16 protein-coding genes and 1 pseudogene are annotated in these 13,344 nt (G+C 39.0%); 5 read left to right on the top strand and 12 right to left on the bottom strand.

Annotation, left to right across the window (positions count from 1 at the left end; genetic code table 11):
* Positions 1-96 precede the first annotated feature (96 nt).
* From ACAY30_RS00215 to ACAY30_RS00200, 4 genes are all read right to left on the bottom strand, one after another.
* Positions 97-384: a ferritin-like domain-containing protein gene (locus tag ACAY30_RS00215; RefSeq protein ID WP_290251368.1), complete on the bottom strand. Its 288-nt coding sequence runs from the start codon at positions 382-384 to the stop codon at positions 97-99.
* Positions 385-462: 78 nt separating this feature from the next.
* Positions 463-801 carry a YegP family protein gene (locus ACAY30_RS00210; RefSeq protein WP_290251369.1) on the bottom strand — a complete coding sequence of 113 codons (339 nt, stop codon included), beginning with the start codon at positions 799-801 and terminating at the stop codon, positions 463-465.
* Between the two features lie 389 nt (positions 802-1,190).
* Positions 1,191-1,556, bottom strand: a complete 366-nt coding sequence (locus ACAY30_RS00205) for a VanZ family protein (RefSeq protein WP_290251370.1) — start codon at positions 1,554-1,556, stop codon at positions 1,191-1,193.
* A 709-nt stretch (positions 1,557-2,265) separates the two neighbouring features.
* Positions 2,266-2,490 carry a hypothetical protein gene (locus ACAY30_RS00200; protein WP_290251371.1) on the bottom strand — a complete coding sequence of 75 codons (225 nt, stop codon included), beginning with the start codon at positions 2,488-2,490 and terminating at the stop codon, positions 2,266-2,268.
* Positions 2,491-3,340: 850 nt separating this feature from the next.
* Between ACAY30_RS00200 and soxR the strand changes: the two genes are divergently transcribed.
* The 3 genes from soxR to ACAY30_RS00185 all read left to right on the top strand — a co-directional run bounded on the left by soxR (position 3,341) and on the right by ACAY30_RS00185 (position 5,147).
* Positions 3,341-3,793: a redox-sensitive transcriptional activator SoxR gene (soxR, locus tag ACAY30_RS00195; RefSeq protein WP_290251372.1), complete on the top strand. Its 453-nt coding sequence runs from the start codon at positions 3,341-3,343 to the stop codon at positions 3,791-3,793.
* A gap of 194 nt (positions 3,794-3,987) precedes the next feature.
* Positions 3,988-4,518, top strand: coding sequence for an RNA polymerase sigma factor (locus tag ACAY30_RS00190; RefSeq protein WP_290251373.1), 531 nt, complete (start codon positions 3,988-3,990; stop codon positions 4,516-4,518).
* Complete coding sequence (locus tag ACAY30_RS00185) at positions 4,515-5,147, top strand: hypothetical protein (protein ID WP_290251374.1); 633 nt, start codon at positions 4,515-4,517, stop codon at positions 5,145-5,147. The genes ACAY30_RS00190 and ACAY30_RS00185 overlap by 4 nt, the downstream gene beginning before the upstream one ends.
* Before the next feature lie 156 nt (positions 5,148-5,303).
* Here the strand turns inward: ACAY30_RS00185 and ACAY30_RS00180 are convergent, their stop codons facing one another.
* The 4 genes from ACAY30_RS00180 to ACAY30_RS00165 form a co-directional block, all read right to left on the bottom strand.
* Positions 5,304-5,780 carry a GrpB family protein gene (locus ACAY30_RS00180; protein WP_290251375.1) on the bottom strand — a complete coding sequence of 159 codons (477 nt, stop codon included), beginning with the start codon at positions 5,778-5,780 and terminating at the stop codon, positions 5,304-5,306.
* Positions 5,781-5,847: 67 nt separating this feature from the next.
* Positions 5,848-6,453: a class I SAM-dependent methyltransferase gene (locus ACAY30_RS00175; protein ID WP_290251376.1), complete on the bottom strand. Its 606-nt coding sequence runs from the start codon at positions 6,451-6,453 to the stop codon at positions 5,848-5,850.
* A 99-nt stretch (positions 6,454-6,552) separates the two neighbouring features.
* Positions 6,553-6,891 (bottom strand): hypothetical protein, encoded by a 339-nt coding sequence (locus ACAY30_RS00170; protein ID WP_290251377.1) that lies wholly within the window; start codon positions 6,889-6,891, stop codon positions 6,553-6,555.
* A 99-nt stretch (positions 6,892-6,990) separates the two neighbouring features.
* The gene (locus ACAY30_RS00165; RefSeq protein ID WP_290251378.1) at positions 6,991-7,359 is read right to left on the bottom strand and encodes a hypothetical protein; all 369 of its coding nucleotides are present in this window, start codon (positions 7,357-7,359) and stop codon (positions 6,991-6,993) included.
* A 92-nt stretch (positions 7,360-7,451) separates the two neighbouring features.
* On the opposite strand from ACAY30_RS00165, the pseudogene ACAY30_RS00160 reads away from it, so the two are divergent.
* Positions 7,452-8,478: pseudogene (locus ACAY30_RS00160) on the top strand (IS110 family transposase).
* 366 nt (positions 8,479-8,844) lie between these two features.
* Here the strand turns inward: ACAY30_RS00160 and ACAY30_RS00155 are convergent.
* The 3 genes from ACAY30_RS00155 to ACAY30_RS00145 form a co-directional block, all read right to left on the bottom strand.
* Entirely contained in the window at positions 8,845-9,318 is a 474-nt protein-coding gene (locus tag ACAY30_RS00155) for a hypothetical protein (protein ID WP_290252171.1), read from the bottom strand.
* Between the two features lie 112 nt (positions 9,319-9,430).
* Positions 9,431-9,925 (bottom strand): hypothetical protein, encoded by a 495-nt coding sequence (locus ACAY30_RS00150; RefSeq protein ID WP_290252170.1) that lies wholly within the window; start codon positions 9,923-9,925, stop codon positions 9,431-9,433.
* 102 nt (positions 9,926-10,027) lie between these two features.
* On the bottom strand, positions 10,028-10,522 hold the full coding sequence (locus ACAY30_RS00145; RefSeq protein WP_290252169.1) for a hypothetical protein: 495 nt from the start codon (positions 10,520-10,522) through the stop codon (positions 10,028-10,030).
* A 695-nt stretch (positions 10,523-11,217) separates the two neighbouring features.
* Here ACAY30_RS00145 and ACAY30_RS00140 point away from each other — a divergent pair.
* Complete coding sequence (locus tag ACAY30_RS00140) at positions 11,218-12,372, top strand: IS110 family transposase (RefSeq protein WP_371189938.1); 1,155 nt, start codon at positions 11,218-11,220, stop codon at positions 12,370-12,372.
* 408 nt (positions 12,373-12,780) lie between these two features.
* Here ACAY30_RS00140 and ACAY30_RS00135 read toward each other — a convergent pair whose 3' ends face one another.
* A complete protein-coding gene (locus ACAY30_RS00135) occupies positions 12,781-13,230 on the bottom strand; it encodes a hypothetical protein (protein ID WP_290251947.1) in 450 nt (149 codons plus the stop codon).
* Positions 13,231-13,344 lie beyond the last annotated feature (114 nt).

Below are 13,344 nucleotides of genomic sequence, written 5' to 3'. Positions count from 1 at the left end.
TAACCTTATCTTTTGTTATTTACTGCTCTATCAATAAGCGAGTATACCGCCGAGCAGTGTTTAAACCGGCTTTACACTGCGTTCAACACGTGTGGATTACTTATGAGCAATGCGTTTATCGGTAAATAAATAGTCCTTCAATTCTTTATCAAACGTAGGGTCTTGGCGCCGAATCCACTCTAAAACCATCGCCGCATGCTCTTTTTCTTCATCTCGATTATGGGCCAAAATAGCCTTCAGTTCTTTGTCTTTACAAGCGTCTATCCGTTGGTTATACCAATCAACAGCTTCGAGCTCCTCCATCAATGAGGTGATGGCGCGGTGCATATCACGCGTTTCATCGGATAGCTCTTTTATCGGCTCGTGGTAGCCTTCGTTTGACATAATAACCTCTTGTATTAACGTTCATTATATTTAAAAAACTGATCAACAAGGTGCTGTGCCTTGCTGATTGATATCCCATTAAGCGCTGGTTAAATCAACCACACTTGCCGTTGGTGCGTTGTTTTTAACTGACTCTATACCATTATCTCTCGACGCTTCAGCTTCGTACGATTGACTGGTGCCAATAACTTGATGGTTACCCGACTTCAAATTAAATGAAAACTTACCGGAAGCGGTTGTTTTGCGCTCGTAGCGGCTATCATCAGCGGCATTTTTTTTGACCGACTCAATACCATTAACACAACCACTTTTGGCTTTATAGCCCTCGCTGGCCAAAATATTTTGGCCATTACCGGCTTTCAAGCGAAAACGAAACTCACCGGCTTTGTCTTCGTATATTTCAAACTTGCCTGACATATAACACCCCCTTTGGTGTGAACAATAAACAGCAAAAAAAGCTTGTGTAAACATTTTTAATGCAAGCAAACACACACTTGCAAAAGGTCGTAATAGAAAATAAAACCTAAGTATAGTAGTGATATAGAGAAAAAGTGAGGACGTGAAAAAATTAGCCAAACAACCAAAGCAAGCTATCGCTGCGGATATTTTATCAGTTTATTTTTTGAAGCTGGTAATCGCTAAAATAGCAATGAACTGCGGTCGCCGTAACAGCAGTTGCTTCTGCTAAATGCCATTAATAACGAAGAAAGGATGCGAGTTAAGTAACATGGCAGATTTATTTTCATCAACAGAGGAATTAGGGTAAAACCAGTGGATATTTACCACGTTAATCATTTAGCGCCTTGTTATAGAGATTTATCCTTGAGAGTCATCGACCGAGCCAAAGAAGCCATTAACACACCAACCACAAGCCCTAAACCATTAGCGCCTAAATCGAGCCATTCACCATAGCGATAAACATGCGGCTGAATTAACTCAATAATGCCACTATAAGCTAGCAAGCCGACGATAAATAACAGCCATTTTTTGGGTCTCGCCAATGCAATTGGAAATGCCAACGCTGCATAAGCTATAAAGTGGTGAGTTTTATCTGTACCAGGAACTGACGGCAGGCTATCCACTGGGTAAAGAGACAAAATTGTAATGGGTAAGCCTATTACTACTGTAAATAGCAGCCAGTGAGATTTAACCAATTTTAACAACGATTTCAACAGAGACTCCTAATAGCCATAACACTCATTCAGATTGATCGAATGCGGCTCTCGCTTGGCCAATATTTACACTTGATTTTGTTTCGCACTCTTCACGCCAATGATGAGCGTATTGGAAATTGAGATCCATTTTCGAAATCCTTATTTATGCATAACACCCCGTTAATGAGCAAGACTCTGTTGGCTAAAATGTGCAACGGAGCGAAACCGAGCAAACTGTTAGCAATCCCGCGCTTAATTGGCTTGTTAGCTACTTTAAGCAACCATAACCCCATTAATGACTATAGAAACAAACCCTAAAAACCAAATAAAAACTGTAGGCGAAAATGTTTTTAGCAGCCACCAATATATCTTGAAGACATTTTACTGGTATAGCTGATGTGCCTTTGCCAGCCCATAGGCTATTTAAAAAATGAATGTCAGCATACATTTGGGCCGACGTTTTAAAGTTAGAACCAAAGGTTTTAATACCTGGTTCTTCACCCCATTTTGGGCTCGCTAGGTTAAGAGGTTTATTAAATCATACAGCGTGATAAATCCCTATACAGGTAAAAACCCAAAATAGGAATATAAACTCGAACTCTCCATCGCAGCTAATGCCTCAATATGGAGCAAATACGATTCGGCTAAACTGCGCAAAGAGTCAGCTGTTAAGTATTTGTCCCTTTGAACTTGTCAGCGACATGATTGACTTGTTACATGCACATATTCAAAAATTATCTCTAGCCCAATCACTTAGTTCTTCTGTTGGTTTAGGAAAGCCGAGTGAATATACAAATCGATTTTCATCGTCATTAAAAACATTGTTGCCTACGGCGAGCAAAACAAACCCTTCACTTAACAGCGTACTGGCATCTTTTGCACATTCAGTTTCAATAATTTTTGTGATTTTAATAAGTATATTTTGTGACGCAGTTTCTTCTAAATCGCACATTCTCAGCCTCGTGCATATAACGCCTCAACATTGAGCGTATTAAGCTTGGCTATAATTTATGAGGAACGAACATCAGCCAAGCTTTAGACGTCCAACCCTTTAACTGCTTGTTACGTATACAATAGTTTAATTATTCTCGCTTGCCCTTAGAAGCAAAATAAAAATTATACAAAAGCCAAACCAAACACTATGAATTTGTACGGGCTAGGCGCAAAGCGCGAGCCGCAGACTCGTTGTCTCAGTGAACTTGTGAACGACATGATTAGCTTGTTATGTACCCAGTGAACAAAAGTAGTTAGCAATCTATGTCTGACGATTCACTATAACTGAGTTTGTACTTATCTCATAAAAAATAAAAGTCACAATTTTTCGAAAACACTGACTGATATTTTTAAACTTTCTTTAATGTCGCCATTTGACTCCACCAATTTCACTACACTCTCTTGCCCCCATTTTGACACTATAAAGTCAGTTAAAAAGTAGCCGACCTTGTAAATATTGAATGGATGTACTCCCAAACTTTCTATGGTCGGAAAAGGTTCTTCGGAAAAACATTTGAAGCTAGATAGATCTGGAATTGGTGACCGACCTGACTAGCAAATAGCGTTAACTTATTTATGCGCCATTGCTTGATTGAATAAAGTACAGACACGGCGTTTAAAGCAAGCGTGACGGTTGTTCAGTGTAAGTCTGTTTGTTGCTTGTGCTTTACTGTTTTTCATAAGTTTTTCTCCATAAATTATTTAGCGTTTAAACTATAAAACCTCAACCTTGGTTGAGGTAAAGGCTTTTTTTACTTAAAGTGATATTTATTTAAAACAGACCAGCGTAAAAAGCTGGGAGATGAGCTATGGATGCAAACTTAAGTGTTGGCCAAGTTGCCACGCGAGCAGGCGTTAAAGTATCAACCTTACATTTTTATGAGCAAAAAGGGTTGATCAAGAGTTGGCGTAATCAAGGTAATCAGCGTCGCTATAAAGCCGATGTATTGCGACGCATATCGGTGATCAAGGTTGCGCAAAATTTAGGTATAAGCTTGGCTGAAATAAAGCAAGTGTTTGCCAACTTACCTGATACTAGAACCCCCACCAAAAAAGACTGGCAACACATATCCAGAGCTTGGCAACAGCAACTGACCGAACGCATAATGCAACTACAAAAACTGCAAGAGTCGTTGGACTCATGCATTGGTTGTGGCTGTTTAAGTTTAAAAGACTGCCCTCTTTATAATCAAAATGATCATCTGCAGGCACAAGGCCCTGGCCCGGTATTGCTACAAGCAAAACCCCACGACATCGATTGATGCATTACCCCATAAAAAATAAAACAATGAAAAAAGTTAACAGTGCTTGTAATAATTTTCATCGTAGCGCCACTAATAGGTTATAAATCAACAATGTGGTTTTGATTGCTCATTAGTATCGCGAACGTAAACGGACAAACTCTACGATAGATAGCAATGAAAACAGCTTATATAGGGAATAATAAGAGGAGCGAATGGGACAGGATTATTACACACAACATATATTGCCGTATGGCGCGCTGATCGCCAAAGTAGTGCGGGCTTACAGTTATACAGAGCAAGACTTTGAAGACCGCTACCAAGAAGTATGTTTACAAATCTGGCGCTCAAGGCATAGCTTTAAGCAACAATCGGCGATGTCTACGTGGATATATCGGATTGCGGTGAATGTTTGCTTAACGTTTGCAAAGAAGGAGCGCAAGGATGTCCAACTCGTCGAGATCGATAATATTACAGTCTCTGCCGAACACCAGAGCAGGTGTGATATTAAGCAGCTTTACGCGGCAATTCGGCAGTTATCAGAGCTCGATAGGGCGATTATTGTGCTTTATCTTGACGACTATCAATACAAGCAAATTGCCGAGATTATTGGCATCAAAGCAAACAATATTGGTGTGCGCATTAATCGCATTAAGCAACAACTTTATAAGTTGATTAATCAAGATGAACCAGAACCAACGAATAAACCAGCGCAACAACAGATATTACAAGGAGAAAGCCAGTGACCGATCCACTTAAGCAAATTTGGCATAATGATGAGCAACAAGAATACCTCAATTTGCCAAAGATAAAGAATTTATACACACAAAAATCGCAATCGTTAATTGAGCGCTTTGAACGAAGCTTTGCAATTAATATTCTTGGCATAGCAATTGGCGCAACATTAGTCGCTGGCTATTTTATTTATCAGCAGCTGTATCTTTTAACACTATTTATTGTGCTATCTGGAGCTTGGATGACCCTACTTGGTAAGAAGAATCAGCGCCTGTTACAGCATATCGATAAACAACAAGATACCTTTCATTATTTACAGACGTTTGATGATTGGTTAGAAGCAATGATGCAACAATACGACAAATTGTACCGAGTGTTTTACCCATTATTGTTCTTAGTAGTAATAGCTGAATTTAATTTAGCAAGCGTTGAAACCATAGAGTCGATAACAACAAAGGTACCATTTGTATCGGTGTTTATTTTAGACTCGGTAGGGCATGTGTTGACCGTGATCGGCATAAGCGCATTATTGTGTTACTTGGGGCCGGCTATTTTTCGCTTCGACATGAAGATGACCTACGGTGATCAGCTAAAAACGCTAAAGCAAACGCTAGCTGATATGCGCTCATTACAATCTTAGGCTATTTTTCATACGACAGATGCACTCATGATGAGCTTGCTCTGTCGCACCAAGTAACGAAAAGGTAACGCCTCAATATGAGGCGCACAAATGCTTGTGCTAAAACTAGCGACGACGGAGCAAAAGCCAAGTGTTATTGGCTTTTTAAATGACTTGTTAGAGCACTTTACCTATACGACTATAAAAGAACGCCTTTTCTTGCTGATACGCGTCCTTATCGTTTGGGTATTTTGAATGTAGCTCTTTTTTAATTTGATTTAATTCCGCAATTAACTCTAAGTTATCTCGCATAACTTTAACAAAAGTTAAATGTTTTTCTATAGCTGCATCACCAGATTGAAATATATGGAAATGTACTTTCCTAACTTTTTTAGAAAAATATTCCCTACCTTTAATTCCGTAAGCACCTTTTGACACATAGCCAATATCAATAAATTTACGACTTAAGCTAGGAACTAAAGATATATCTTTGACTACACCTAAAATATCAATGCAATCTTTGGCATATAATCCATCTATTGCGGTAGAACCAATATGAAAAATATCAATTTCCCCTGCATAATTTGCAAGGATTAAACTTCTTTCCTTTTCAAATTCGGATCGCCATTCAGCTTTGTACGGATATAAATACACAACTAGAGAGTGTTCCCACGTTAAAGCTCAGCCACGCCGATTTTTGGGCGTCTGCTGAGGTGCCTTGTTAGATAGCTTTTTTAGCTACTACTGAAAATATATGCCATTGATGTGGCTCTCCATCAGGAGTTTTACCTGATGTTCTATGTTCAGAAAAGGATTCGATTTTATAATTACTAAATAATTTTTTTACTTGTTCCTCTGTTAATACTAGAACATCAGGCCAATAAGACTCTTTGTTATAGTCAGGTCCTGCCATAGTATCCTCTGGTCCCAGAAATGAGCCAGAAAACACACCGTTCGGTATTAAGGAATTCGTGATTTTTCTCCAAACCTCACCGAAGTCTTCTTTGGGACAGAAAAAAAGACTCGCGTCGGCAACTACCAAAGATGCGCTGGGGTAACTATACGTTTTAAATGATGCCTGTGATAACAGAACATCCCTATCATCTTCGAATCTTTTTCGACATAGAGAAATTGATTCTGCTTCAATATCGAAAGCATGGACGATAAAGTCTTGAGATCTCAGAAACGAGATGTCACTACCAGCGCCACAACCGCAATCTATCGCTACCTTGATGTCGTCAACAAGATTAACCGCTAACTTGAGATCATCCCGGGTTTTTCTATCCACGGTTGCATCAAAGTATTTTAATATTTCTTTGGACGGCATCTATTAGCCCTACAGGAATCTAACGCCCGCGAAAATGCTTGGCTAAAATTAGCGACAAAGGAACGCAAGCCAAGCGTTTTACGTCCTTTGAGTAACTTGTTATATACAAATTCCACGCATTTCATCAGGTGTTTTTGCCACATTGACTGCCACATATTCAAGTTCTTTTGATTGAGCTTTAACCCCATCATTTAAAAGTGGCTCAGACATTTCCATTATAACCAAACGTGTTTTAATGGAGTTGCATAACAAGCTACGAGCTTTATTTGGTTCATTAGCATCAATTAGCCCAATGGCCGCTTGCATTTCTTTCGCGCCAGCCCAAAGTTGACCAACTGAGGGCGCATTACTTGCTGCAATTCCTGCGTAACCACCAAATAATGTACCAGCTACAAAAATTACTAATGTGAATAATGAGAACAATATTTTAGATTTCATGACAAACTCCTTTTTGTATATAACGCCTCAAAATTGTTGGCTAAAATTAGCGACGAAGGAGCAAACAGCCAACTGTTATTTGTCCTTTTGATTGCCTTGTTATGTTTTGGGCTCAATTGGCTTACATTTTTGAATAGAGTTTTCTTCCATGTAATATTCTAAGTACCTATCCAAATCTCCATTCTTTGGTTTAAATATTTCACAATGAGCCGTAAGTTCTTTAGTAGTGACTAACTCATAACCCACTATATGAAAACAACCACCTGCAATGTTTTTGCCTCGTCCTTCAGCTTTACAAATCGAAACTGCTTTATAATATGCATCAGATTTTGCTGCTTTGTCACAATTTCTATACTCCTGATGAATATCAGCACGAACCTTAATACGAGCTTTCCTATATTCCACGGTTAACTCACAAGCAGCAGAACTAAATGTAGCTAGTAATACTAAAATTAATATTGTTCTCATAAAAACATAACGAATGATATGGACTCCCCTACATAACGGCATCAATGTGCCATATTGATTGTGCAAACATTCAATTAAAGAGGAGAGTCCATATGTCCTTAATTAAAGTTGTTGGCATTGATTTAGCCAAATCTGTTTTTAGTATCCACGGTGTTGATGAGCATGACAAGTGTAAATTACGTAAAACTATCAAAAGAAACAAACTGTTAGAGGAAATCGCAAAACTTCCACCGTGCATTATTGGTATGGAAGCGTGTTCTGGCTCTCACTATTGGGCAAGAGAATTTTCGAAGTTTGGTCATGATGTTCGTATCATGGCATCGAAGTTTGTTATTCCTTATCGTCAAAATGAAAAGAACGACGCCAATGATGCGGAAGCTATCTGTGAAGCCGTTAGCCGTCCTAAAACACGATTTGTAACCATCAAAAGTGAAGAGCAACAAGCCGTCCTTTGCTTGCATCGTATTCGACAAGGAGCTATCAAAGACAGAACGGCATTAATCAATCGTCTACGTGGATTATTAGCAGAGTTTGGTATTGTTATGCCTAAGGGGCGATATCCAGCACAAAATGCCATTTCCAGTATTTTGGAGGATGCTGAAAATGGCTTACCAGTACTCGCTAGGGAATTACTACACGACCTTTGGCAAAACATTAAAAATGTTAAATCAAGAAATACTCAAGCATGATAGAAAGCTATATCAATTAGCTAATCAAATGAACGCTGCAAAACGGTTAATGACCATACCAGGCGTCGGTGAAATTACGGCAACCGCAGTCGTTGCCACAGTCAATGATGCAAAAGACTTCGATACGAGTCGTGCCTTTAGTGCATGGATAGGCTTAGTGCCTAAGCAATACACCACAGGCGGCGTAGCAAGGCTGGGGCGAATCAGCAAGCGAGGTGAAAAACATATTCGAACCTCATTAATTCATGGTGCCCGAGCCGTTATTGCTAACTGCAAAAACAAAACAGACCGCACCAGTCTATGGGTTAAAGACCTCATAGAAAGACGCGGCTTCAAACGAGCGACAGTTGCATTAGCGGCTAAAAATGCACGCCTCATTTGGGCACTACTACGCAGTGAAAAAGAATACCAGATTGATTATGTGAAATAGACAAGTTTGAAGTAAAGAACGGTTAACCCCACCGAGTCTTAGCACTAGCAATTGACGATAACACGGTCAGACCGAGAGCATAAAAGCCTGTTTATTCGGGAAGAGATAAAAACTCTGTTTAACGAATGAGGCCATGCTCAAGCGCAAATCATCAGGGCGATAGCACAAGCTGTTACGGCAGTATGCTAATAAACGCCGAATGTAGAGCTGCTGTCAGATCTTCTTGTTATCCAGGATAGCTATTGCTTGACAAAGGGGAGTCCATGTAGCCTCAATAATGGGCTAATAATTGTTGGCTAAAATAGCGAACGAAGTGAGACTAGCCAACTGTTATTAGTCCCGCTTAATTGGCTTGTTATGCGTAATTTACTCTACCTTCGCACCCAACCAATACTCTTTTATTGTTATAACAGCTTTACCTAGTTGAATGTTTTTCAAACGTTCAATTGGTAGATAGTGCCTCTCACCATCAATTATTAAGTAGCAATTTACTTGACCTTTTGTAGTTGAACAAGATTTGCCAGTGATATCAACTTCAACTTGAGATTTTTCATAAGTTAGTAGATCAAAATGTATAAAGGTAACAAATATAGAGTTAACAATTAGCCAACTAAAAAATGCAAAACTTGGCAATATTATTCCAACTACAATTGGTAGATCTTTTTTTGTTATAGGGTGATGTTCAGCTTTTTTCCATAAGAAGAAAAAAATGGCGCTTATGATTGATGTGAAAAAAAAGAATAAAATATAAGCGTTACTGTTATATGAAATTGAATGAAAAAAGCATGAAAACAGATAAATACAAAATATGCCCGTTACTATCTTTCCTAAAATTTGCACAAACTTTCCCATTACGCATAACGCCGCAATATGGGGCGTATAAATTCTTGGCTAAAATTAGCGAAGAATGAGCGCCAGCCAAGCTTTAGACGTCCCATCCATAATTGCCTTGTTAGCAACGACCGTATTTAGCTAGCTTAATCGTTTCTAATATTTCAGAATCTGAATATGGAGATAGCTTTATGCTAAGAAGTATACTTGCTGTATCAACGGCCTTTGAGCCATTTCTTGATAGTACATTTCTATTGTATTTAACCTTTACTTTCAAAAACCTTCCACTCTTCAACCTAAACACGGATGCATCAAGTACATTTCCCCAAGGAATTAAATTCTTAAAACCATATTTATTCAATCCTTTCTTAACTATACCTTCCTCATGAATTTCAACTCGTGCTGATAGAAGAATCACTAGGACAAATAAAATACTTAATCCATATGGAAAGAGAAACATCACAATAAGCGGCTCTCCTATATTCAGAATATCAGTCATGTTTCCAGCACTATATAATAACGCACCAAAGAAAAGTGCGTTTATCATCAAGCTTGGATAAAGAATAAAGTTTTTGATTGTAGTTTTTGTTGGCTTTAATTTAATAGGTAGCTTCATCGTAAAGTTGCTAACGCCTCATTAAGAGGAAATTTATAGTTGGCTAAAATGTTGAACGCAGTGAAAACAGCCAACTGTAAACTTTCCTGCTTTAATGACTTGTTAGGCATTTTTATACTGAGCCGATTTTATCAGTTTGGCGCAAAGTAAAGCTGCCCAACCAATAAGAACCCAATGTCCAGTAAACAGCCTCAATTGATAACTTAACAGTTGATTATAACCAGCATAATCAACTTCTCGGATAACTGTACCTTTTTGAACTAGGAAATATGCGCCATTAATAATTTTGGGATTACCGCCTTCAAGTAATGCGATACATAAGAAAAAATTCATTAATAGATATGGCATAACAGGAAAGAATAGCCCTCCTAGTAATATTGGTGCATTTTCACCACCAAGCTTAAAAAACTCTTCGCTGCTTGAGATAACTCTTTTTGCCAAAAATATAAAAACACCCGCAACCAATATTGCGGTCCCGTGAAGCTTTGGCATTAAGCCGTTTGTAACTGCGAAATCTAGTTCAAAATATGTACTCACATGAATTGCCACAAACACGAGGAAAACTAAATTTGCAAAAGGAGTTAAGAGCCTATCCATGTAAGATGCCTAACGCCTTACTAATGGGCGCATAAATGCTTGGCTAAAATTAGCGACGAAGGAGCACAAGCCAAGCGTTTTGCGTCCTTTTGAGTAACTTGTTATACGACTTTACTCATTTAACCTAACCGTGCCATCAGCGCTTACAATTATAAGCCTAAAATGGTCTGAGCTCTCATATTCAAAACCGAGTTCACACCAATCAAGCTTGTATGGCTTCTTGCTCATAAATTGTGGGTCATATCCAATTTTATGTATAAAAGATAACGCTGACTCCAAAGACTTCGATTCAGAAATAGTACAAGTATACTCTGTATGATAAAAAGCTATTAGCTCCCAACTTACTAAAAAAGCCACAAGGCTTGGTAAGGTAAAAAGGCTATAGCTTGATGCCTTTCGTTTAAATTTTAGGAATGCACAATGTAATAGTGACGCATAAACTCCCAAAGTTAAAAATGTTACTTCAATACTCATGCTAGTGTTTGGGATATAATTCAATTTTGCTATTGAATAATCAATCGAGAACCCGAACACTATCCACAAAATTAGAATTAAAAAACCTTTGAGCATATTGCCACTCTATTTGGTAGTCGTATAGACATAATGACTCCCCACGAGGTGCTAGCCTCCAATCGTGGGTTAGCTTAAAGCCAGAGCCATAATTAGTTTGTTAAATAACTAAAGCGGAGGCTAGCATGAATAAACATAACATACTTTTCATAGGGTTAGATACTCATAAAGAATTTTCTCAAGTCGCACTACTTGAAGATGGGCGTGGTGTGAAAGCTGTTAATTACGGCAAAATAAAAAGCACCAAACAATCCTTTATTAAACTCGCTAGAACACTTCAATCAAAATACCCAAGCGCAACACTTCATTTTGTTTATGAAGCAGGTCCTTGTGGCTATTGGGTTTATCGGTTGTTAACAAGCCTTGGACACTGTTGTTATGTGGTAGCTCCTTCTCTTATTCCTAAAAAACCTGGCGAGCGAATTAAAACCGATAAACGCGATGCACTGAAATTAGCTAAATTACTCAAAGATGAAGAGCTAACCGCTATCTATGTGCCTGAACCAGATGATGAAGCTATCCGCGACTTATCTCGCGCAAGAGACCGCGCTATGAACGATTTAAAAGATGCCAAATATCAACTTAAGGCGTTGTTTCTGCGCAATCATATTCAATGCAAGGTTAATGATAATTGGAGCAATCAACACTTACGTTGGTTAACCGAATTGGTTCTGCCTCACCCGAGTCAGCAAATCGTCCTAACAGAATACATTGGCACCATTACTGAACGCTTAAAGCGACTACAGAGGCTAGATAACGAATTGCACAATCAAATCAAAAACTGGCGCTTCTATCCTGTAGTAAAAGCCATTCAAGCTATGCGAGGTATTCGCATTGTTGCCGCCACTGGGATCATTGTTGAGCTTGGCGACTTACGCCGCTTTGATCATCCACGAAAATTAATGGCCTACTTAGGTCTTGTTCCATCAGAGCATACCAGCAGCGACAAGCGAAAACTTGGTAACATTACCAAAGCAGGAAACACCCGCGCAAGGCGTTTATTGGTGGAATGCGCTCATTCCTATAAACACAAACCAAACGTATCGACAGAGCTTAAAAAACGGCAAGAATCCATCAGTAAAGAAGTTAATGATATCGCTTGGCAAGCTCAATTACGTTTATGCCGTCGATACCAACGATTGATGGCAAGAGGCAAACACCGAAGTGTGGTGGTAACGGCTATCGCCAGAGAGCTGATTGCTTATATTTGGGCAATATCTAGGGAAGTCGCCGTAGCGCCAGTAAAACCTGAACTGCGTATTTCTAGGGTTCCGGCATGATAGAAAGATTTGAGATAGCACATTGGATCAAGCATCGGCTGTGGCACAACTCCCGAGGGCGTTAGGCTGGCAGGGTTAAGTCATTAACCTTGAACCGCGAACATAGACTGAAGCACGGTGCCACGACGAAACAAGTAAGGTAGGCTCTGTTAATCAACAGATTAATAATCCACGAATACCAGCAAGATAACCGACGAAATTACTGGCTTCATTCAATGTGTTAACTCATTTATTTGAAAGTAAATAAGCAATGGCGTGAAAATAAATGCTAGGGAACAGTGTGATTTTTCTTGACGTGGGGAGTCATACCAACGCCCTGTTAAGGGGCTGATAATTGTTTGCTAAAATGTGTAGCGAAGCGAAACCGAGCAAACTGTTAGCAGTCCCGCCTTGAACAGCTTGTTAGGCTTACTTTACACGTTTAGTTAGGAAGTCGACACCATTAAACCCGACTAAAATTTCATTTTGATTTTTTATATAAAAGTGACTACCCATACCATTCCTGCGGTCTCCAAATGATCCACCACAAAATAATGTTACTTCTATAATAGTCTCACCAACCAAGCCTATTTTAGAAGGGAAAAACCTATTCCCTTGAACAAATTCATCCGAAGTTAGGTGCCTATATAAATAAGAAGGACTTTCACAGATTTCATTACCAATCTTTGCACTAAACTCCGTAAACTCAATAATAGTACCTTTATATGAGGAGGCTTGTTCATCATCGAGTGCGCATACATTTGGGCAATAGTTAGTATCTGAAACTTCCCATTTACCCAACGCAATATGCTTGTACTCAAATTCATTAGCATGAGCTATTGAAAGAAAAATGGTAAATAAAGTGAAGATATATCGCATGACTATCCTTGTAAGCCTAACGCTAATGTTAAAGGGTAATTGCTTGGCGCTGATTTTGCGTCTTTTGCAAAATGCGTGACGAGTAATTATCCCAGCCGTTGTTTGGCGATTTTA

This window comes from Thalassotalea ponticola (assembly GCF_041379045.1).
Taxonomy (GTDB): domain Bacteria; phylum Pseudomonadota; class Gammaproteobacteria; order Enterobacterales; family Alteromonadaceae; genus Thalassotalea_A; species Thalassotalea_A ponticola.
Note: the sequence above shows the minus strand (reverse complement) of the source record. Positions and strands in the feature narration are given on the sequence as shown.